We start from the raw sequence: 21,120 nt of genomic DNA, 5'->3' as shown, positions 1-21,120 counted from the left end.
CCGGCCGTCGCCAGGCCCAGCACCATGAGGATCTCCCTCGCCGACGCTCCCACGTGTTCCACAGTGCACCGGTGGTACGACGGAAACAGTCAGGAACCGGACGCCGTCGGCAATCCGGCGATCATCGCGGTGAGGCCCGCCTCGTCGAGCAGGTCGGCCGGGCGTACGGTCAGCTTCTCGGGGACGTAGTGGAAAGCCGCCCGCACCCGCTCCACCGGCACGCCGGCCAGGGCCGCCCAGGCCAGCCGATACGCCGCGAGCTGCACCGCCGCCGCGGTCGCCGTCGCGCCCGTGGGACGCCGGCCGGTCTTCCAGTCGACCACGTCGTACGTGCCGTCGTCGTCCTGGAACACGGCGTCCATCCGGCCGCGGACGACGACGCCGCCGAGAACCGTCGCGAACGGGACCTCCACCTCGGCCGGCTGCCGGTCGGCCCACTCGCTGCCGAGGAACGCCGCCTGCAACGCGGCCAGCTTGGTGTCCTCGGCCGCCTCGCCGTCGGCGTACCCGGGCAGCTCGTCGACGTCCAGCAGTCGCGACGCTCCGAACCGCCGTTCCAGCCACAGGTGGAACGCCGTTCCCCGGCGGGCCACCCGGTCCGGGCGCTGGGGCAGCGGGCGGCGCAGCGTGTACGCGAGTTCGCGCGGGTTCTTCTGCAGCGAGACCAGCTGCGACACCGACAGGTGCCGGGGCATGACGACCTCGACGGCGGCGGCCGACCGGGCGAGCTCCGCCCGCTCGGCGAGCAGGAGTTCGGCCTCCCGCCGCCAGCGTTCGACCGTGTCGTCGCCGGACGCCTTCCGCCGGCGCCGCGACGGCTTGGCGGCCAGCGCGTCGAGCACGAGATCGGCGGCCTCGCGTACGCGTGGACGGCGCCGGCCGAGCGGGTCGGTCGGCCACTCCGCGACCGGGATATGGGCCAGGGTCGGGTTCGTGGCGCCGGCCTCGGGTTCGGGGTGCCATTCCTCGACGATGCCGTCCCCGTCGCGGCAGACGGCGGCGATCTCCTCCAGGAACAGCGACGGGCGGCGGTGGGTGATCCCGGTGCCCCACCAGGAACCGCTGGCCAGCAGCCACATCCGGGGCCGGGTCACCGCCACGTACGCCAGCCGCCGCTCCTCGCGCTCGTCGTGCGCCTGCCATTCGGCGCGGAACGCCTCGACCGAGTCCCGCAGCGCCTTCTGGTCCGGCGAGCCGGCGAGGTCGATCGCGGGCAGGCCGTCGTGGTCGCCGCGCAGCGGGAACGGCAGCACCCCGAGCCCGTCGAGGTAGTGGTCGCTGTTCTTGGCCTTGCCCGGCCAGACGCCCTGGGTCAGCCCGGCGACGGCGACCAGGTCCCATTCGAGGCCCTTGGCCGCGTGCGCGGTGAGGATCTGCACCGCCCCCTCGACGACCTCGACCTCGCCCAGCGCCAGGCCGCGCTCCTCGTCCTCGGCCGCCCGCAGGTACGCGAGGAACGCCGACAGCGTCGCGCCCTCGGTCTCGGCCGCGAACCGGGCCGCGACGTCACCGAAGGCGTCCAGGTGGGACCGGGCGAGCCCGGCGTCGCCACCGGCCGCCGACTGCGCGCGTACGGAGACCTCGACTTCGAGCCCGGTGACGCGTTCGATCTCGGCGACGAGGTCCGGCAGCGGCTGATCGAGATGCCGGCGCACCTCGGCCAACTCGGCGGCGTACGCGCGGAAGCGTGCATAGCCCGGCGCGGAGTAGTGCTCGGGATCGCCGAGGTCGTGCAGCGCCTCGCTCAGGGCGGCCTCGTCGAGCCGGTCGCGGACGATCGCGTCGGGATCGCCCCGGCGGGCGGCGGCCAGCTGACGGGAGCGGCGGTGCAGCGCCACGAGATCGCGGGGACCGATCCGCCACCGGGCGCCGGTCAGCATCCGCAGCAGCGAGGCGCCGTCCGCCGGATCGGCCAGTACGCGCAGCGTACAGACGACGTCGCGGACCTCCGGGGTGTCCAGCAGGCCGCCGAGACCCACCACCTCGACCGGGATGCCGCGCTCGCGCAGGGCCGCCTCGATCGGCTCGATCTGCGACCGGACGCGTACCAGCACGGCGGTGGTGGGCGGGGCGGCCTGCGTACCGGCGCGCTCGGCCTCGCCCGCGACGTCCTGCCAGATCTCGTCGATCCGCCGCGCGATCCACTGCGCCTCGGCCTCGATGGTCTCCGTGAGTGCACAGTGGACGAATCCGGTCCGCCCGTCGCCGCGCAGCGCCAGGACGCGGGCGCCCCGCTCGCGCAGCGGCGCCGAGATCGCGTTGGCGACGTGCAGGATCTCCCGGCGGTTGCGGAACGACCGGCTCAGCGCCTGCCCGGTCGCCGGCCGCCCGTCCGACTGCGGGAAGTCCGCCGGGAAGCGGTCGAGCGTACCGGCCGAGGCGCCGCGCCAGCCGTAGATCGACTGGCACGGGTCGCCGACCGCCGTCACCGGATGGCCGCCGCCGAACAACGACTTGAGCAGCACCACCTGCGCGTGGCTGGTGTCCTGGTACTCGTCCAGCAGCACCACGCCGAACCGCTGCCGCTCGATCTCGCCGACCTCCGCGTGGTCGCGGGCGACCTGGGCCGCCCGGGACAGCTGGTCGCCGAAGTCCATCGCCTCCAGCACGGCCTTGCGAGCCGCGTACGCGCGGACGATCGGCATCAGCTGCAGCCGGGCGCGCTGGTTGTCGAGCAGGTCGCGGACGGGCGCGTACACCCGGCCGGGCAGTCCCTGGGCGGCGCCGATGAACCGGCCGGTCCACGCCGACAGGTCGTCCGGGCCGACCAGGTGCTCGGCCATCTGCCCGGCCAGTTCGAGCACGGCCCGGGTCACGGTCGACTTCGCCTTGTCCACATGCGACATGTCGCCGTCGTACGCGCTCACGACCTCGTCGGCGAGCTGCCAGCAGGCCGCCTCGGACAGCAGCCGGGCGCTGGGCTCGAAGCCGGCCCGCAGCCCGTGCTCGGACACGATACGTGCCGCGAACGAGTGGTACGTCGAGATTGTGGGCTCGCCCGCCGGCCGGTGCTGACCCGGTTCGGGCATCCGGCGGCGCAGCTGGCCCAGGCGTACGCGGACCCGGTGGGCCAGCTCGCCCGCGGCCTTGCGGGTGAAGGTGAGGCCGAGGATCTGATCGGGCCGGACGTGCTCGTTGGCGACCAGCCAGAGGACGCGCGCGGCCATGGTCTCGGTCTTGCCGGAGCCCGCCCCGGCGACCACGAGCAACGGTGCGACCGGCGCGGAGATGACGGCGGCCTGCTCGTCGGTGGGCGGCGGGAGCCGGAGCCGGTGGGCCAGCTCGTGCGGCGTGTACCGGGGGCCGGAGTCGTAGCGCTCGGGGGCCAGGCGGGGCGGCCGGTCACTCATCGGACACCACCTGGCGGCCCTTGCCGGAGACGGGACAGCTGGGCCGCACCGGGCACACCCGGCACTTGTCGTTGGCCTTGGCGACGAAGGTGGCCGCCGCCATCGTGGTGCCCGTGCGCCGGACCATCTCCAGGGCCCATTCGGGGTTGCCGCTGACGCCGAGGGCGTCCTGCACCTGCTCCCGGGCGTCCTTGCGGTCCCCGCCGAGCTGGACCAGGGCCGCGCCGCCCGATTCCACCCCCTCCGGGAACGCCCCCGCCTCGACCGCCACCTGGTACGCGCCCAGCTGCGGATGCTCGGGCAGCTCGGCGGCGGTGGCGACCGTGCTGTTGCCGGTCTTCAGGTCGATGACGACCAGGCGGCCGTCGGCGTCCACCTCCAGCCGGTCGACCCGGCCCTTCAGGTCCACGGGGTGCGCGGTGTCCTCGGTGACGCGTACCAGGAAATCGCGCTCGATGGCGATCAGCCGGCGGGGGTTGTCGGACAGCCAGCGGACGAGCTTGTCGACCATGTCCTCGGCGCGGCGCTGTTCACGCGGGGCCAGCCATTTGGCGGCGAGCTCGATGACCTCGAAACGCTCGGTGACGTAGTTGAGCAGCGCGCCGCGGTCGACGACGGCGTCCTCGGCGAGCATCGCGGCCGCGTGCACGAGGTTGCCCACGCCCTGCTGGTAGCTGTCGGGGGCATTGCCGCCGTGGCGTTCCAGCAGCCAGCGCAGGCTGCAGCGGAGAGCGGACTCCATGGTGGACGGTGTGACCGTCACGACCTCGCCCTCGTCGGACAGCGGCCGCTCGTCGGACAGCTCGGGCAGTCCCCACCACTCGTCCGGATGCGCCCCCGGTACGCCTTCCCGCGCCAGCCGGGCCAGCTGCTCGGCGGCCGCCTTCCGGCGCGGCTCGGACTGGCGCGGATCCATCGCGGCGACCCGCAGCTCGGCGACCAGCGCGGGCAGTGTGAGAGCGCGGGGCGGCCGGCCGACGGTCAGCTCGGCGGCCTCCTCCGGCTCGGGCTCGCCGGGTATGACCTCGCCGCCGGCCAGCTCGAAGAGGAACCGGCTGGGCCGCTCCTCGCCGTCGTCCCCGCCGACCGCACCGGAGTCGACCGCGGTGACCAGCAGCCGCCGCCGCGCCCGGGTCACGGCGACGTGGAACAGCCGCCGCTCCTCGTCGAGCAGCGCGGCCGACTGGGCGACGACGATCTCCCGCTCGGTGCTGCCGGACCGCTCGGCGAGCACGTCGACGAGCCGCTCGGAGCCGAGCAGGCTGCCGCGCAGCCGCAGGTCCGGCCAGACGCCCTCCTGCACACCGGCGACCACCACGACATCCCACTCCAAGCCCTTCGCGGCGTGGGCGGTGAGCAGGCGTACGGCCGCGCCGCGGTCGGCGTGCGGGGCGATCGAGTCGAGCGGCAGCTGCTGCCCCTCGACGTGGTCCAGGAACGTGTCGATCTTCGCGCCGGGCAGCCGGTCGGTGAACCGCGCGGCCGCGTCGAACAGCACCATGACCACGTCGAGGTCACGGTCGGCGGCCTCGGCCCGGCGCTGCTGGTCGGGCCCGGCGGCCGGCGCGGTCGCCACCGCCGACCAGCGTTCGGCCAGGCCGCTCGCCCGCCAGACCGCCCACAGCACGTCCTCCGCGGTCGCGTTCCGGCGGGCCGCCGCCTCCCGCGCGGTCGCGAGCAGCGTCGCGATACGCGTCGCCGGGATCGCCCAGTGCCGGTCGAGGACCGCCAGCTCGGCCGGCTCGCGCAGCGCCTCGACCAGCAGCTCGCCACTCCCCCGGTGATCGTCGGCGGCGTGGGCCAGCGCCCGCAGCCCCTGTCGCAGCTTGCGCTCGGAGTACGGATCCGCCCCGCCCAGCGGCGAGTGCAGCAGGGCGATCGCGGTCTGCTCGGTCAGCTCGGCCGGCCGCAGTGCGCAGCGCAGGAGCAGCAGGAGCGGGCGTACGGCGGGGTGTTCGTGCAGGGCCAGATCCTCGCCCAGCACGTACGCCGGAACGCCGGCCTGCCGAAGTCCTCTGTGGAGGCTGGCGAGCCGGATCGCGGGCGACCGGAGGATGACGGCCATCCGGTCCCAGGGGATGCCGTCGACCAGGTGGGCCTCCCGCAGCCGGTGCGCCACGAAGGCGGCCTCCCCGGCGGCACTGCGCAGGCTCACGACCTCGACGTGTCCGGTGGGACCGCCCGCCGGTGGGACCGCGCGGCGATGACCCGTCCCGAGCCCGGCCGGCGTACGCAGGCGGACGGCGACCCGCGCGGCGGCATCGGAGAGCGCGGCACCGCCCCGGTGATCGACCGGCAGCGTGAGCACCGGCGCGGCCCGGCCGTCGGCCTGGTGGAAGGTGGCCGGGAAGGCGCCGGTCAGGCCGGGGTCGGCGCCCCGGAACCCGAACGTCGACGAGTCCGGGTCGGCGAACGCGATCACCGGCGCCCCGCCGCCCGCCACGAGCTCGAGCAGCTCCACCTGGGCCGGGTCGACCTCGGCGTACTCGTCGACGTAGACGTGGCCCAGCCGGCGGCGCTCCCCGTCCAGCAGGGCGGGGTCGCGCAGCAGCAGTTCGCTCGCGGCGCGTACCAGTTCCGCCGGGTCGTAGGCGGCCGCACTGCGGGTCGTCATCTCGCTCAGGGCCAGGATCTGCTCGTACTCCCCCAGGAACTCGGCGGCCGCGTGCCAGTCGGCGCGGCCGGTCCGCGCGGCGACCTCGTCCAGGCCGGCCGGACCGAGCCCCCGTTCGGCCGCCCGCTGCATCAGATCGCGCAACTGCTCGGCGAACGCGCGGGTCTTCAGCGCCGGGCGTACGCCGTCGGGCCAGGCGATCTCGCCGTCCTCCAGCAGCTCCCGGATGAGGAGGTCCTGCTCGGGTCCGGTGAGCAGCCGGGGGGCCGGCTCGCCGCGCAGCGCGGCCGCGGAGCGCAGCAGGCCGAAGGCCCAGGCGTGGAAGGTCCGCACCACCGGTTCGCGCATCACCCGGCGTGGTGACGCTCCGCTCACCCGGGCCTCGATCCGCCGCCGCAACTCGGCGGAGGTACGCCGGCCGAACGTGAGCACCAGGATCCGCTCGGGATCCTCACCCTCCGTGACGCGCGCGGCGACCGACTCGACCAGCGCGGTCGTCTTGCCGGTGCCGGGTCCGCCGAGCACCAGCAACGGCCCGCCGCGATGCGCGACGACCGCGGCCTGGGCCGGATCGAGGACGGGCGGGGGTGCGGTCGCGTCGCCGTCCGGCGCGGGCCGGACCAGGCGGAAGGCACCCCTCGTCACAGCGCTATGGAACCACACACGACCGACGTCGCACGCGCGCCGAAGGGACAGATCACCCGCAAAAGCCCGATCGGCTCGGCCATGGCGGAGACCGGGCCGATCGGACCTATGTCATCCAATAGCACTGCGGAATCGGTTACAAGACCCTTCGCTGGTGAACAAAAACTGCACTTCCTCCCGCCGCAGCCGGGGAGCGCTCCCCGGCCGGGGCCGCCGGCACGCCGTCACCCGGATAGGGCCAGGGGTTCGGCCTGCATCCGGCCAGCCCGAAGTACCGCCGCGTCACCGGCGGGGCGAGCCGCCCGGCACCCGGACGGCCGACATGGCCGAACCCGAGAAAGTGGCCCACCTCATGGTTGACCACGAGGGTGCCGACAGTCGCGTTCCCGACCCGCGTACGCCGGATCAGCCGATGCCTCCGCCCCGGTCCGCGTCTGCGTCCCGATCCGCGCGAGGTCACTCACCGTGACGCCGCCGCCGACCGTCCACGATGGCGTGGCTTGCGCTCAACGCGTACCCGGACGCGGGAGAACCGCGGCAGGCGTTCAGAAAGTCCTAATCACGCCGCTCGGCGGCGACCGGCTCGGCCGGCTGCGGAGTCTCCTGGGCGAGCCTGCGCTGCGCGATGACGACGCGGATACGGCGGCGCATCACTTCCCGCTGCCGCAACTGTTCGTTCCGATTCACTGCTCAACCCCCCTCCACCGGGCCCGTGTTCCGTCCAGCATTACCCCAGGACCCCGTGGTGTCACACCCTTTATAAGGGGCTACGCGGCTCGGAGGGTTGCCCGACGCGCCGAATCTCGCACACTCGGCCGAGGGCGCTATGTTCACAGGCATGAGCAACCGAGAGCGGCACACCGGTCCGGTCACGCTGCGCGGCACCTCCGTGCGTACCGGCACCGCCGACCAGGCCCTGCTGGACACCGTCAACCGGCCCGACTGGAAGACCCGGGACGCCTGGCGCACGCTGCGGATTCTCAGCGAATTCGTGGAAGGCTTCGAGGAGCTCTCCGACCTGCCCCCGGCCGTCAGCGTCTTCGGCTCGGCCCGCAGCGCCGAGGACAGCTTCGAGTGCGCCCTGGCCGAACAGCTCGGCGAGCAGCTCGCCCGGGCCGGCTACGCCATCATCACCGGCGGCGGCCCCGGCGTCATGGCGGCCGCCAACCGGGGTGCGACCCTCGCAGGTGGACTGTCGGTCGGCCTCGGCATCGAACTGCCCTTCGAGCAGGGGCTCAACGAGTGGGTCTCGGTCGGGATCGACTTCCGCTACTTCTTCGTCCGCAAGACGATGTTCCTCAAGTACGCCCAGGGCTTCGTCGTCCTGCCGGGCGGCTTCGGCACCATGGACGAGCTGTTCGAGGCGCTCACCCTGGTGCAGACCCGCAAGGTGACCCAGTTCCCGGTCGTGCTCATGGGGACGGCGTACTGGGGCGGGCTGTTCGAGTGGATGCGTACCACGATGCTCGCCGAGGGCAAGGTCACCAAGGACGACCTCGACCTCATCATGCTCACCGACGACGTGGCCGAGGCGGTCGCCCACATCGTCGACACCTCCGAACCCACCCCATAGCCGTTCAGACAACGCCCAAGATCCCGCTTGGATCAGGGAAATCACCCGAATCTTGGACCATGATTACGTGGCGATCCCTGATCCAAACCGGATCATGAGGGGGTACTTCAGGCGGTGAGCCAGGCGCGGAGGATGTGGGCGCCGGCCACGATCTTCTCGATCTCGACGTGTTCCTCCGGCTTGTGGGCGAGGTTGGGATCGCCCGGGCCGAAGTTGAGCGCGGGGATGCCGAGCCCCGCGAAGCGCGACACGTCGGTCCAGCCCAGCTTCGCCGCCGGCCGGGCGCCGGTCGCCTCGATGAACTGGGCGGCGGGCGGCAGGGTGAGGCCGGGCAGGGCGCCGGGCGCGGCGTCGGTCAGCTTCACGTGGTAGCCGTCGAACACCTCGACGAGGTGGGCGTACGCCTCTTCGACCGAGCGGGACGGGGCGAACCGGTAGTTGACCTCGATCTCGCACGCGTCCGGGATCACGTTGCCGGCCACGCCGCCCCGGATGGTCACGGCGTTGAGGCCCTCGCGGTAGACACAGCCGTCGATCTCGACGGTACGCGCCGCGTACGCCGACAGCCGGGTGAGGACGTCGCCGGCCGCGTGGATCGCGTTGACGCCGAGCCAGGACCGGGCCGAGTGGGCGCGTTTGCCCTCCGTGGTGACGACGACCCGCATCGTGCCCTGGCAGCCGGCCTCGACCGCGCCGTACGTCGGTTCGAGGAGGATCGCGAAGTCGGCGGCGAGCAGCTCCGGGCGGGCCTGCGAGATCAGGTAGAGCCCGTTGCGCTCCGATTCGACCTCTTCGGCCTCGTAGAAGAAGTAGGTGACGTCGAACTTCGGTTCGGCCACCGTCGCGGCGAGGTGCAGGGCGAGCGCGGTGCCGCTCTTCATGTCCGAGGTGCCGCAGCCCCACATGATCCCGTCGGCCGTACGCGACGGGAAGTTCCCCGCGAGCGGCACGGTGTCGAGGTGCCCGGCGAGGACGACCCGCTGGTCGCGACCCAGGTGCGTACGCGCGACGACGGTGTTGCCGATCCGCTCGACGGTCAGGTGGCCGAGGCCGGCAAGCGCGTCGACCACGGCCGTCGCGATCTCGTCCTCGTTGCCGGAGACCGACTCGATGTCGACGAGGGCGCGGGTCAACTCGACGGGATCCGCCAGCACCTGTGGGGTGAGCACCGTAACCATGCAGGTAGCCTATGTGACCGTGAGCAGACTGACCGACAGGGCTGACCGAACTCCTGGCGACTCGCGCGAGCGCTCCTCGGCATATGGCCACGGACTAGCCACCGTCACTGAGGACGGGCAAATTCTCGACGTCTGGTACCCCGCCGGCCATCTCGGCCTCGGCGAGCCCGGCGAGGCGCCCAAGTTCGACGAGGTGGACCGGCCGCTCGGCATGCGGCTGACGCCGGTCACCACGATCATCGCCAGCCTGGCCGACGCGCCGGACGGTACGGCGGACGCGTACCTGCGGCTGCACCTGCTCTCGCACCGGATCATCAAGCCGCACCAGGCGAATCTCGACGGCATCTTCGGCGCGCTGCCGAACGTGGCGTGGACGAGCGCCGGGCCGTGCCCGATCGACCGGGTCGACGAGCTGCGTTTCGCGGTCCGGGCCACCGGCGGGCACCTGTCCGTCTACGGTGTCGACAAGTTCCCGCGGATGACCGACTACGTCGTGCCGAGCGGCGTACGCATCGCCGACGCGGACCGGGTCCGCCTGGGCGCCCACCTGGCCGAGGGCACCACCGTCATGCACGAGGGCTTCGTGAACTTCAATGCCGGCACCCTCGGTACCAGCATGGTCGAGGGCCGGATCGTGGCCGGCGTGGTCGTCGGCGACGGCTCCGACATCGGGGCGGGATCGTCGATCATGGGCACCCTGTCCGGCGGCGGCAAGGAGATCATCTCGATCGGCGAACGCTGCCTGCTGGGCGCGAACGGCGGCATCGGGATCTCGCTCGGCGACGACTGCGTGGTCGAGGCCGGCTGCTACATCACCGCCGGCTCGAAGCTGACGCTGCCCGACGGCCGCGTGGTCAAGGCCCGCGAGCTGTCCGGCGCGAACGGCATCCGCTACTGGCGCAACTCCGTGACCGGCGCGCTCGAGGCCACACCCCGCGAGGGCCACGGCATCGCGCTCAACGCGGCGCTGCACGCCAACTAGGTGACCATCCCACTCACGCCCCGAGGGGTGGCCGGGCTCCTGGCCACCCCGGGGTGCGAGCGCCGCTCCCGGCTCGTGACGGCCGGGGCGGACCTCGACGCGCTCGCCGTCTCGCTCGGCGCCGCGCAGAGTGGTCAATCGCCGTTCGCCCTGGCCCGGTCCGCGCAGTTCGAGGCCCGCGTCAGAAGCCAGGAGTACGCGGATCTCCGTGCTCTGATCACCGAACATCTCGGCATCGCCGTCGAGTCCGTTGTGGACGGATCCGGCCTTCCGGCGGTCGCCGCGGATTCCGGCGTACGCCTGCACGTGCTCGGACCGCAGCGGCTGCCGCTCGGGGAGGGCGTCCTCGACCTGGACTCCGCACTGCTCGTCAGCGGTCCGACCGTGCACCTCGTCGGCATCCGCACGTACGCGATGCTCGGCGAGGTCGCGGATCCGGCGAAGGTGGCCGCCACCGCGAGGGAGCTGGCCGTCGCGATCACCGCGTTGCGGGGCGAACTGGCCGAGCGGCTGTCCACGCGTACTCTCCTGGTGCTGCCGAGGAACTTCGGCCTGAAGCCGACCGCGAGCGTGCTGGACGTGGCGCCGGGGGTGGCCCGGGTGCGCGGGCTGCTCGCGCGGCTGGAGTGGGGCGGCGAGCCGCGGATCGCGGAGCTGGCGCCGAGGTTCGGCGACGGATGCACGCAGTGCGCGCTGATGTCCCATTGCGCCGGTGAGCTGGAGCGCTCGCGGAGCGTCGGCCGGCTAGGCCCGACGGTCGCCAACCTCGTCGAGCACCCGTCGATCGACGAGGCGCTGCCGGACGCGCCGCCGGACCTGGCGGTGCGGCTGCGGCTGCGGGCCGCGGTGGAGCGACGCGCCGTCCGGCGCGCGACCGTCCGGCACACGCACGTGGCTGCCGCACCCTTCGTGGTGGCGGGCTACCACCTGGCCGGGGAGCCGGCCGCCGTGCTGGCCCTCCACTATGGGACGTCGCCGGACGGCGGGAAGCTCGTCGTCGCGGACGAACCGCGCGACCGCGACCGGCGCATGGCCGCGTTGCGGGAGTTCGCGCTGGACCTGAACGCGTACGCGGGCGGATTCGAGGCGGTCGAACCCGTCGTGCGGCGCGACATGTCCGTCGTGGAGTGTTCCGTCGACGCGCCGCAGATCGTGGTGCCGAACGCCGCCACCGCGCACTGGCTGACCGATGTGCTGGGCCGTTACCTGCGCGCGTCCGACGACCCCGACCTGCAACTGGCCGGCCGCCACCTGGGCTGGTACGCGTCCCGCCGCGTCCTGCCCGGCTCGGACGCGCTCGTGGCGGCCACGACCGCGCTGAGCACGCACTGGGTGACGGGCGGGCTGCCGGCGGAGGAGAGCCATCTCCCCTACCTCCTTGCGTGGCAGGGACTTTCCGTGGCGGATCAGCCGGCGGGGCCGGTGACCGATCCGTCCTGGGACTCGGCGCTCGCGCCCCTCCTCGGGACCGACGGGGTCCGGGCGGCGGTCGAGCCGCTGACGACCGTCGCGTGGGGACAGACGTGGGCGTCTCTGGAGCTGCTGAGGACGCTCGGGGAGCCCGGCGGCCACGTCGCCGACCGCTGGGAACGCGACCGCTGGTCGTTCACCTCCCACCGGCAGCGCATCGCCGAAGGCACGGCCGCGTACGCCGCCCGGCTGTCCGGGGTGCCCGCGTACCGGTTCCTGCACGAGCTGGAGACGCGTACGGTCGCGCTGGAACGGCAGATGGCGCTCGACGACCCGCTCGTGATGTCCGGCTACCTGCTCAGCGGCGACGCCCTCGGCGGCACCGTGGCGAAGGTCGACCGCGAGCACACGCTGGCCTCGCCGACCGGCCGGGAACTGCTGCGCCCGCGGATCTGGCTCGCGACCGAGACCGAGTTCGCCCGCCCTCTCGGCACGCAGCTCTGGCTCGCCGCCGACCCGCGCGTCATGGCGACGGTCACGGCGGTCGAGCCCGCGTCGGTCGAACTGACCGTCCAGAAGGGAGCGGTCCAGCGCAACGCGCTCGGACGGCTGCCGCAGGCGGGCGAGGCCGTGGTGTTCGCGCCGTTCGGCGGGGAGGACGTGTTCCCGGCCCAGCTGCCGGAGGCGCTCCCCTGGCAGTTCGGGGTGGTCGCGGATGAGTGAGCCCTCGTCTTCGCCGCCCGCCGCCGCGGTGTCGCCGGACTCGGCGGCTTCGCTGCATTCGACGGCTTCGCTGGACTCGGCTGCTTCGCTGGACTCGGCGGCTTCGCTGCATTCGGCGGCGGAGGCGGCGATCTGGGATCATCTCGTGGCCGGCACCCGGACGGTCGTGGTCGATTCGCCGCCCGGGGCCGGGAAGTCCACCCTCGTCCGAGACCTCGCCCTGCGCCTGGTCGCTTCGGGGGCCGACGTTCCCGTGGTGGTGCAGACCAACGACCAGGCCGATGATCTCGTCGCCGCCCTCGTACGCCGCCACCCCGCCTTCGAGGTCGGCCGCCTGCACGCCTCCGGCTGGGAGGCGCCCGCGTCCTTCCTCCGCCGGGGCGTCCGGTTCTCCGGCAAACTCGACGACCTCGCCGGCTGCCGGATCATCGTCGCCACCGCCGCGAAATGGTCCTTCAGCAGCGGCCGGACATTCGAACTGGGAATCATCGACGAGGCGTACCAGATGTCGGCGGCGAACCTCGTCCGCGTCGGCGACCTCTTCGACCGGCTGCTGCTCGTCGGCGACCCCGGCCAGCTCTCCCCGTTCACGGTCGCCGACGAGCACGCCGTGCGTACGCTGTCCGGCTGGCCGTTGTCCACGGCGGCCGGCGTGGTGCTCCGCCACCATCCCGCGACGCCGGTCGTACCCCTGCCGGTCAGCTGGCGCCTGGCCGCGCATACCGCCCCGGTCGTCTCCTCCTCGTTCTACGTCCGCCCCTTCCGTTCGGGAACCGGCCCCGGCGCGCGTACGCTCTCCGTCCCGTCCTCGGCGCATCCCGTCCTGGAGATGGCCGCCACCACCGGATGGGGACTGCTGGAACTGCCCGCCGCGTACCGTCCGCGTACCGACCCGGAGATGGTCTCGGCCCTCGTCGGCCTGGCCCGCGAACTGTCCACAGCCGACGTCACCGCGGCCGACGAACGACGGGAACGCCCGCTGCGCCCGGCCGACGTGGCGATCGGCGTCGCCCACACCGACCAGCGCGACCACGTACGCGCCGCCCTCGACCGCGCCGGCCTCACCGACGTCGTCGTGGACACGGCCAACCGGCTCCAGGGCCGCCAATTCGAGATCACCCTCGTCTGGCACCCGCTGTCGGGCCGCCGCGACCCGTCCGCCTTCCACCTGGAGACGGGCCGGCTGTGCGTACTCGCCTCACGGCACCGCCAAGCCTGCGTCGTGGTGAGCCGCGGCGGAGTGGAGTCCCAACTGCACGACTTCCCGGCGGACGAACCGGTCTGGCTCGGAACGGACCCGCCGGCGATCGACGGGTGGGCCGCCAACCTCGCCTTCCTCGACCACCTGACAGCCTTCCGCGTCCCCCACTCCTGAGGCCCACCCAGGCCATGATCATGTAGCGCTATTCCGGCACTTGGGCACCTTTCAGCTCGATCAAGTAACACCATTTCGGCGATAGAGCGCTCTTTTGCCGAAATAGCGCTACATGATCAAGGCAAACACTGCGATCAAGGCCGTCAGCATGATCAATTCCTCCGTGTCGCGAGAATCGCCAGCACCTCGCTTCGGACTCGCTCGGGCTCTCTGATCAGCCGGCTGTAGCTGTAGCGAACGACAAGGATGCCCCGGGTCGCCAGGGCCGCGTCGCGGCGCAGATCCGCCTCGCGCTGATCACGCGAAGAATGCCAGGCCGCGCCGTCCAGCTCGATGTCGACGCGTTGTCTCGGCGCATAGAGGTCGAGGTAGTAGCGATGATGCCCGACCTCGACCGGGACCTGTCTGCGCAGGCCGGCCAGCCCGGCGAAGACGTGTTCGGCGCCGAACACTTCGAGCGGGCTCCGGCAACCCGCTGCCATCCGATCGACCAGGGCGACCAGTTCTCGGCGCCCCGGCAGGTGCGGCGTTCGCCCCAGATGGACGGCCAGCCGGTCCGGCGTGGTCAGCCGGTTGGCGACCGCTGCGAACACGACACCCGTACGACGGGCGGAATCCAGATACGGCCAGCTGTCGACGAGCGCGTCTTCGACCATCGTGACCGGTAGGCCGCTTCGTTCGCGCAGGCCGCCGAGCACATGTCTGGTGTGGACGACCACCGAACCCGACGAGCGCAGACCGGTTCCCCGCGGGACGACCACGTGGAGCGTGTCATCGTGACCGAACTCGCTCACCTCCCACACGGCGAGTGCCGTCGTGTGGCTGAGGGCGCCGCGGCCGCGCAGGTACAGGGTGGCCGCTCGCATCATGTCGGGCGCCTCGTCATCGCTTCGCACGTAGACGCCGGGCAGGAGCCGCCGGATACGTCCGCGGCGCAGCGCGTCGTGAACCGCCCAGGGCGGTCCGATGGGTGCCCGCAGGAAGCCGGTCCGACACAGTTCGAGTTCGAGGGCAGGGTGCACGGTGGCAGCCTGCCCTCGGTCACACCGTGGGACCCACCCCGCTCAAGATCAGGATGTGGATGACGACAATCTGTGGACGGCCGCTCGCACTCGCTCGTCCGTCGCCGTCAGCGCTACGCGGACGAAGCGGTCGCCGGCCGGGCCGTAGAAGGAGCCGGGCGCCACGAGGATGCCCCGCTCGGCGAACCATTCGACCGTCTTCCAGCACTCCTCGTCGCGGGTGAGCCACAGGTAGAGGCCCGCCGTCGAGTGTTCGACGCGGAAGCCCGCCTGCTCGGCCGCCGTACGCAGGGTCGTGCGCCGGGCGGCGTACCGCTCGCGTTGGAGGTGGACGTGCTCGTCGTCGGAGAGGGCCGCGACCATGGCCGCCTGCACGGGCTCCGGCGTGATCATGCCGGCGTGCTTGCGTACCGCGAGGATCTCCGCGATCAGGCCGGGGTCGCCGGCGACCAGGCCGGCCCGGTAGCCGGCGAGGTTGGAGCGCTTGGACAGCGAGTGCACCGCGAGCAGGCCGGTGAGGTCGCCGTCGTTGACGGCCGGGTCGAGGACGCTGACCGGGGTCTGCTCCCAGGGCAGGTTGATGTAGCACTCGTCGGAGGCGATCACGGCGTCCACCGACCGCGCCCACGCCACCCAGGTACGCATCTCGTCCAGGCTCAGTACGCGACCGTGCGGATTGCCGGGCGAGTTCAGCCAGACGAGGGCGGCGGGTTCGGCCGGCGGGGTGTCGGCGCGGACGACGGTGGCCCCGGTCAGGCGGGCGCCGACCTCGTAGGTCGGGTAGCAGACGCCCGGGATGACGACCGTGTCACCGGCGCCGAGCCCGAGGAGGGTGGGCAGCCAGGCGACGAGTTCCTTGGAGCCGATGCTGGGGATCGCGCCGAAGCCGTCGGGTGCCGAGCACGTACGCGTCACGTACGCGTGCAGCGCCGCCCGCAGTCGCGGGTTGCCCATGGTCAGCGGGTAGCCGGGCGCGTCGGCGGCGTCGGCGAGCGCCTGCTGGATGACGGGTGCGACCGGGTCGACGGGCGTACCGATCGACAGGTCGACCAGGCCGTCCGGGTGCGCGGACGCCCTGGTCTTGGCGGGTTCCAGCGTGTCCCAGGGAAAGTCGGGCAGGCCGGCGGCGAGTGACCGGCGGCCCGCCCGGGCGACGTGCGTGCTCAGTGCTCCGACTCCCGCGGCGGCTGGCTGACGACGAACGGCGCGTCCTTGTCGATCTTGCCGATCTTGGAGGCGCCCCCGGGCGAGCCCAGGTCCTCGAAGAACTTGTAGTTGGCGTCGGTGAAGTCCTTCCACTCCTGCGGGACGTCGTCCTCGTAGAAGATGGCCTCCACCGGGCACACCGGCTCGCAGGCGCCGCAGTCCACACACTCATCGGGGTGGATGTACAGCATCCGGTTACCCTCGTAGATGCAGTCCACGGGGCATTCCTCGATGCACGCCTTGTCGAGGACGTCGACGCAGGGCTCGGCGATGATGTATGTCACGGGTCGTCCTTCCATGGCGGTGCCATATCGGCTGCTCACCCGGGGCGCCACAGCGTGCGGGGCGGTGAATTCCGGGCAACGGGGTACAGCCTATATTCCCCACCGGGAGGTGGTCGATGGTGCTCGGGCTCACCGCGGCCGACATCGGTCGCCGAGTCGTGGTACGCCGCCGGATCGACGCCGGCGAGCGCCCGCTTTACACCGATTTGCTGGGAGAACTCCGGTCGATCGACGCGTCCGGGGTCGTCATCCGCACGGCGTCGGATGAGGTACGCGTACCACTGAATGAGATCCATCGGGCGAAAACGGTGCCGGAGCGACGCGGGGTGACCGCCCGGGAGGTCGCCGCCCTGGAACTGGCGGCGGCGGAGGCGTGGCCGCCGACGGAGCTCGCGTGGCTCGGCGACTGGCGGCTGCGTGCGGCCGGCGGGTACACGGGCCGGGCGAATTCCGCGCTGCCGGTGGGCGATCCCGGCGTGTCGCTGGGCGAGGCGATCGGGCGGGTCGTGGAGTTCTACCGCGAGCGCGGGCTGCCGCCGCAGGTCGACGTGCCGCTGCCGCTCGCGGGGCCGGTCGAGCGTGAGCTGATCAAGGCCGGCTGGCACCCGGAATGCACGGTCTACCTGCAGGTCATGGCGCTGGACGAGCTGATCGCGGCGACCCCCGAGGCGACGGGATGGACGCTCGCCGCACAGCCGTCGGCCGCCGCACTGGAGATCGTCGCGGGCCGCCGCGGACCGCTGCCCGAGGCGGCGCGGCATGTGCTGACCGCGGTGGCGGACCTGCGCTTCGCCGAGTACGCCGAATCCGGCGATCTGCTGGCGATGGCCCGCGGCAGCGTGACCAGGCAGTGGCTGGGACTGTTCGCGATCGAGACCGTCACGGCGGCGCGCCGGCGGGGGCTGGCCCGGCAGGCGGTCGGCGTCCTGGCCCGGTGGGCGCGCACGGCCGGGGCCCGCAACGCCTTCCTCCAGGTGGAGTCCACGAACACGACAGCGATGGCGCTGTACGAGAAGCTCGGCTTCTCGACGCACCACCGCTATACGCGCTACCGGAAGGTCGAGGCCTAGACGCGCTTCGGCTTCGCCTTGGCGGCCCGGGTGTACTGCTTGAGCTGCTTGGCCCGCAGGTCCTGGCCGGTCGCCATGAGCACGAGGAAGCCGAGCAGCGAACCGCCGATCGCGAGGCCGGCGTACTGCCAGATCTCGGCGAAGAAGTCGCCGGCCCCGTTGGCGAACGGGCTCTGCCCCATGATCAGGGGCGCGGCGAAGATGATGAGCAGGCACGACCCGAGCGCGGCGGCGGCCAGGTCGGCGGCGACGACACCGGCGGGACGCGTACGCCCCCAGGAGAAGGCTAGGACGGCGAAGATCAGCACGATCGCGCCGACGCCCACGACGGCGATGACCTTCTGCTGACTGTTCGACGTGAGCCAGTATTTCGACGCCAACCGACTGAGCAGGTTGACCACGAAAAGCACCCCGGCCAGAATGCCGATGCGCTTCCACCGCTGCGCCATCTTGTCGCCCTCCCGCGTACGCGTTGCTGTAGGGAATCCTTATACGCCGCGGATGGAAGTTACGCCATACCCCCGGGTGCGGGCCGGGAGTCCGCTGTGGATTCGCTGAGCTTCCGGCGGGGCCGCACGAGCCTGAGGAAGGGCGCCGCGAAGCCGAGCATTCCGGCGACGACGGTCACCGCGCCCGCCCAGCTGTCCGGCAGGATGATCCAGTCGCCCTCGGCCGTCTGGCTCACCGCGGCGATCATGACGGCTGCCCAGGGTGCGATGGCGAGCGCGGGCGCCCAGTACGCTCCGACGGTCGTCCAGGCGAACAGCGTGAGCAGGTAGCAGGCGGCGAACGCGCCCAGGATCGTGACCGGCAGCGGGATCGAGCCGATCCGCAGGTTGGCGTAGAACGCCTCGTAGACGGCGGTGACCGCGCCCAGGACCGCCACCACGATCCCGCCGGCGATCCGCAGCAGGAGATCCACGGCTACAGGCCGGCGAAGAGATCTCGTTCCCAGCCGTGCCTTCCCTCGCCCGGACCCTTCTCCCCCACCGCCAGCGTGTAGTACTCGACGCCCATGAACTCGTTGCCGAAGTTCCCCGCGATCGAGTAGAGCCAGGAGCTGGTGGGGATCTGCGAGGCGTGCGCCCGGACCGCGCCGAGCTTCGCCTCGTGCAGGTCGGTCGCGTCGATGCAGGCCGCGATCTGCTCGTCGGGCGTGCCGAACGGGAAGTCCTCCACGTTCTCGACGCCCTCGAACGGGTTGTCGCTGGAGTCCTGGAACGCTTCCAGCCCGGCTTTGAGCACGCCGAGCGGCATCGCCGTCCAGTAGATCTTGGCGGGTCCGAAACCCTCGGCCGCGGCCAGCTCGCTCGCCCGCATCGCGACGCGGTGCGCCTGGATGTGGTCGGGGTGGCCGTAGAACCCGTTCGGGTCGTAGGTGACGACGACCTGCGGCCGGGTCTCGCGCATGATCTCGACCAGGTGCGCCGAGGCCTCGTCCAGGTCCGCCCGCCAGAAGCAGCGCGGGTTCTCGTTGGCCGGCGTTCCCATCATCCCGGAGTCGCGGTAGCGCCCGGCGCCCCCGAGGAAGCGGTGGTCGCCGACGCCGAGCGACTCGCACGCGCGCTCCAGCTCCACCAGCCGGTAGCCGCCGAGCTGGTCGGCCTGTGCGGCCTCCAGCTGCGCCAGCGCCGGGACGTGGATCTCACCCTCCTCGCCGAGCGTGCAGGTCACGAGGGTGACATGGGCACCGGCCTTCGCGTAGTAGGCCATGGTGGCCCCCGTGCCGACGGTCTCGTCGTCCGGATGGGCATGCACGAACAAGATGCTGCGGTCCACCCGGCCACTCTAGTCCTCGCGCGTCCGTCCCCGCGCGTCGCGATGCGCGCCGCGCGTCCCGCGGCGAATCACCAAAACCACCACGAATCGGCCACCTCGCTGCTTAGGCTCACGGTGTGACGGCGAAGGCGGAAAGGCCACGGTGCATCACGGTCGGACGCGACGGCGAGCGTGTTCTCTACCTGCTCGGCGATCGGCTCCGCGTCTTCGAGACCGCCACGGGCCGGTCCCGCACCGTCGCCGAGGGCGTCGCCACCTACGCCACCGATCTGCGCGCCACGGTCGCGGCGTACACGTCCCACACCGCCATTCATCGAGTACGCGTGGCGGAGCCGGACGCCACCGACGAACTCACCATCGTCGGGTGGGAGCCGCGGCCGGACCCGACCGGCCGGCATCTCGCGTACCGCGGCGGCCGGGGGCTGCACGTGCTGCTCGACGGCGCCGACGCCCCGATGCTGCTGGCCGGCGAGGAGAACCCCGACGTCAGCTGGGGCGGCGTGGACGCCGACGGGGCCGGCTTCGGCCGCGGGCGCGGCTGGTGGTGGGCGCCGGACGGGACGGCGATCCTGGCCGCGCGTACCGACGGGCCGCACAGCACCTCGCTGCACCTGCTCGAACTCGACGGCGGCTGGGTCGACGTGCACTGGGACCGCTGGGTGTACCCCTATGTCGCCACGGCGAGCTGGCAGGACGGTCCGCCGTTGATCACCGTGCTGCGCCGGAGCCAGAGTCACGGTCTCGTCCTCGCGGTCGATCCGCGTACCGGGGAGACGCAGGTGCACGCCGAGCTCTCCGATCCCCGCTTCGTACGCCCCGTCGCCGGCACCCCGTGTCACCTGGCCGACGGCCGGGTCCTGGTCGGCAGCGAGATCGCGCACGAGTCCTACGATTCCCGGTGCCTGTTCGCCGACGGGACCCTGCTGACCCCGCCGAATCTCTACGTACGCCGGGTCGCCGGCCGTCTCGGCCCGTTCTGCACGGGCACGCCCGAGGCGGGCGCGCTCGACCCGGAACTCGGCGACCTGCTCGTCGAGGCCGGTACCGACCCGGCCGAGCAGCACCTGTACCGGATCCGGGGTGCGATCGGCCGCGGCGGCGGACTGACCGCGCAGCGCCTGACCCACGAGCCCGGCTGGCACACCGGCCACTGCGGCGGCGAGACGCTGGTGATCGGATCGGCGGGGCTGGACCACCCCGGCACCCGCTGGACCGTCCTGCACCGCGGTACGCCTGTCGGCCGCCTCGAGGACGACGGCGCCCCGGCGACACTGGTCCTGCCGCCGGAGCCGCAACCCCGGCCGGTTCTCGACCGGGTCACCGACCGGCGCCTGCCGGTGGGCGTGCTCTACCCGCCCCGGCATCTCGTCGGCCGGCGGCTGCCCGTCCTGCTCGACCTGCCACCGGATCTCGGCGGTCAGGCGGTGCTGGCCCGGGCCGACGTGTGGGAGGCCCGCCAGCTCTGGGCGGACGCGGGTTTCGCCGTGGTGGCCGTCGACCCGCGGGGCAGCACCGGCGTGGCACCGAGCTTCGAGAAGGTGGTCCACCGCCGGCTGGTCGACCTGATGGTGGCCGACCTGGCCGACGCGGTGGGCGAACTCGGCGCCAAGGACCCCGATCTCGACCTGAGCCGGGTCCTGCTGCGCGGTATGGGACTCGGCGGCTGGCTCGCGGCGCGCGCGGTCGGCGATCGGCCGGAGGTCTTCCGGGGCGCGGTGGTCCGCTCCCCCGTACGCTCCTGGTCCGAACTGCCGCCGGTGCTCGGCGAGCGCTACCTGGGCAATCCCGAGGACAACACCGAGGTGTGGACCCACCACGAACTGAACCGCCTGCCCGACGGCGTACGCGAAACCGATGCGTACGCCACCGTGCAGGCGGAACTGGAACTGCTGCGCGAACTGCTGTGACC

The 21,120-nt window shown here is 72.5% G+C and carries 16 protein-coding genes; 6 read left to right on the top strand and 10 right to left on the bottom strand.

The features are described 5' to 3' along the window. Positions 1 to 89: 89 nt before the first annotated feature. The 3 genes from G401_RS0111850 to G401_RS58285 all read right to left on the bottom strand — a co-directional run bounded on the left by G401_RS0111850 (position 90) and on the right by G401_RS58285 (position 7,296). The gene (locus G401_RS0111850) at positions 90 to 3,350 is read right to left on the bottom strand and encodes an ATP-dependent helicase (protein ID WP_027342690.1); all 3,261 of its coding nucleotides are present in this window, start codon (positions 3,348 to 3,350) and stop codon (positions 90 to 92) included. Beyond that, positions 3,343 to 6,588, bottom strand: coding sequence for an ATP-dependent helicase (locus G401_RS45030; protein WP_051366556.1), 3,246 nt, complete (start codon positions 6,586 to 6,588; stop codon positions 3,343 to 3,345). Before G401_RS45030 ends, G401_RS0111850 begins: the two co-directional genes overlap by 8 nt. Before the next feature lie 576 nt (positions 6,589 to 7,164). Continuing rightward, complete coding sequence (locus tag G401_RS58285) at positions 7,165 to 7,296, bottom strand: hypothetical protein (RefSeq protein WP_281174164.1); 132 nt, start codon at positions 7,294 to 7,296, stop codon at positions 7,165 to 7,167. Between the two features lie 151 nt (positions 7,297 to 7,447). Between G401_RS58285 and G401_RS45025 the strand changes: the two genes are divergently transcribed. Continuing rightward, positions 7,448 to 8,182, top strand: coding sequence for an LOG family protein (locus G401_RS45025; protein ID WP_084557105.1), 735 nt, complete (start codon positions 7,448 to 7,450; stop codon positions 8,180 to 8,182). Positions 8,183 to 8,289: 107 nt separating this feature from the next. Here the strand turns inward: G401_RS45025 and dapE are convergent, their stop codons facing one another. Continuing rightward, positions 8,290 to 9,360: a succinyl-diaminopimelate desuccinylase gene (gene dapE / locus G401_RS0111830; protein ID WP_027342689.1), complete on the bottom strand. Its 1,071-nt coding sequence runs from the start codon at positions 9,358 to 9,360 to the stop codon at positions 8,290 to 8,292. A 28-nt stretch (positions 9,361 to 9,388) separates the two neighbouring features. Here dapE and dapD point away from each other — a divergent pair, with 28 nt between their 5' ends. The 3 genes from dapD to G401_RS0111815 are packed head-to-tail and all read left to right on the top strand — an operon-like array spanning position 9,389 to position 13,850. Continuing rightward, complete coding sequence (gene dapD / locus G401_RS45020) at positions 9,389 to 10,342, top strand: 2,3,4,5-tetrahydropyridine-2,6-dicarboxylate N-succinyltransferase (RefSeq protein WP_051366555.1); 954 nt, start codon at positions 9,389 to 9,391, stop codon at positions 10,340 to 10,342. Beyond that, positions 10,343 to 12,475 carry a hypothetical protein gene (locus G401_RS52600; RefSeq protein ID WP_157545602.1) on the top strand — a complete coding sequence of 711 codons (2,133 nt, stop codon included), beginning with the start codon at positions 10,343 to 10,345 and terminating at the stop codon, positions 12,473 to 12,475. Further along, complete coding sequence (locus G401_RS0111815) at positions 12,468 to 13,850, top strand: AAA family ATPase (RefSeq protein WP_084557084.1); 1,383 nt, start codon at positions 12,468 to 12,470, stop codon at positions 13,848 to 13,850. The genes G401_RS52600 and G401_RS0111815 overlap by 8 nt, the downstream gene beginning before the upstream one ends. A gap of 152 nt (positions 13,851 to 14,002) precedes the next feature. Here G401_RS0111815 and G401_RS45010 read toward each other — a convergent pair whose 3' ends face one another. The 3 genes from G401_RS45010 to fdxA are packed head-to-tail and all read right to left on the bottom strand — an operon-like array spanning position 14,003 to position 16,362. Beyond that, positions 14,003 to 14,872 (bottom strand): endonuclease domain-containing protein, encoded by an 870-nt coding sequence (locus tag G401_RS45010; RefSeq protein WP_051366506.1) that lies wholly within the window; start codon positions 14,870 to 14,872, stop codon positions 14,003 to 14,005. A 48-nt stretch (positions 14,873 to 14,920) separates the two neighbouring features. Next, on the bottom strand, positions 14,921 to 16,039 hold the full coding sequence (gene dapC / locus G401_RS0111805; RefSeq protein WP_245601697.1) for a succinyldiaminopimelate transaminase: 1,119 nt from the start codon (positions 16,037 to 16,039) through the stop codon (positions 14,921 to 14,923). Continuing rightward, positions 16,036 to 16,362, bottom strand: coding sequence for a ferredoxin (fdxA, locus tag G401_RS0111800; RefSeq protein WP_027342686.1), 327 nt, complete (start codon positions 16,360 to 16,362; stop codon positions 16,036 to 16,038). The genes dapC and fdxA overlap by 4 nt, the downstream gene beginning before the upstream one ends. Positions 16,363 to 16,478: 116 nt before the next feature. Between fdxA and G401_RS0111795 the strand changes: the two genes are divergently transcribed. Then, entirely contained in the window at positions 16,479 to 17,432 is a 954-nt protein-coding gene (locus G401_RS0111795; RefSeq protein ID WP_034591277.1) for a GNAT family N-acetyltransferase, read from the top strand. Here the strand turns inward: G401_RS0111795 and G401_RS0111790 are convergent. The 3 genes from G401_RS0111790 to mshB are packed head-to-tail and all read right to left on the bottom strand — an operon-like array spanning position 17,429 to position 19,211. After that, on the bottom strand, positions 17,429 to 17,881 hold the full coding sequence (locus tag G401_RS0111790) for a hypothetical protein (RefSeq protein WP_027342684.1): 453 nt from the start codon (positions 17,879 to 17,881) through the stop codon (positions 17,429 to 17,431). The genes G401_RS0111795 and G401_RS0111790 overlap by 4 nt on opposite strands. A 59-nt stretch (positions 17,882 to 17,940) precedes the next feature. Beyond that, entirely contained in the window at positions 17,941 to 18,354 is a 414-nt protein-coding gene (locus tag G401_RS45005) for a hypothetical protein (protein ID WP_051366505.1), read from the bottom strand. Between the two features lie 2 nt (positions 18,355 to 18,356). After that, positions 18,357 to 19,211, bottom strand: coding sequence for an N-acetyl-1-D-myo-inositol-2-amino-2-deoxy-alpha-D-glucopyranoside deacetylase (gene mshB / locus G401_RS0111780; RefSeq protein WP_027342683.1), 855 nt, complete (start codon positions 19,209 to 19,211; stop codon positions 18,357 to 18,359). A 116-nt stretch (positions 19,212 to 19,327) separates the two neighbouring features. On the opposite strand from mshB, the gene G401_RS45000 reads away from it, so the two are divergent. Further along, entirely contained in the window at positions 19,328 to 21,118 is a 1,791-nt protein-coding gene (locus tag G401_RS45000) for an alpha/beta hydrolase family protein (RefSeq protein ID WP_051366504.1), read from the top strand. Positions 21,119 to 21,120 lie beyond the last annotated feature (2 nt).

This window comes from Hamadaea tsunoensis DSM 44101, from assembly GCF_000428945.1.
Lineage (GTDB): Bacteria > Actinomycetota > Actinomycetes > Mycobacteriales > Micromonosporaceae > Hamadaea > Hamadaea tsunoensis.
Note: the sequence above shows the minus strand (reverse complement) of the source record. Positions and strands in the feature narration are given on the sequence as shown.

Excerpts from the sequence above, each read along its gene's own strand:
- G401_RS0111850 (WP_027342690.1), bottom strand. The coding sequence starts at position 3,350 with ATGAGTGACCGGCCGCCCCGCCTGGCCCCCGAGCGCTACGACTCCGGC.
- G401_RS45025 (WP_084557105.1), top strand. The coding sequence starts at position 7,448 with ATGAGCAACCGAGAGCGGCACACCGGTCCGGTCACGCTGCGCGGCACC.
- dapE (WP_027342689.1), bottom strand. The coding sequence starts at position 9,360 with ATGGTTACGGTGCTCACCCCACAGGTGCTGGCGGATCCCGTCGAGTTG.
- G401_RS0111815 (WP_084557084.1), top strand. The coding sequence starts at position 12,468 with ATGAGTGAGCCCTCGTCTTCGCCGCCCGCCGCCGCGGTGTCGCCGGAC.
- G401_RS0111795 (WP_034591277.1), top strand. The coding sequence starts at position 16,479 with ATGGTGCTCGGGCTCACCGCGGCCGACATCGGTCGCCGAGTCGTGGTA.
- G401_RS0111790 (WP_027342684.1), bottom strand. The coding sequence starts at position 17,881 with ATGGCGCAGCGGTGGAAGCGCATCGGCATTCTGGCCGGGGTGCTTTTC.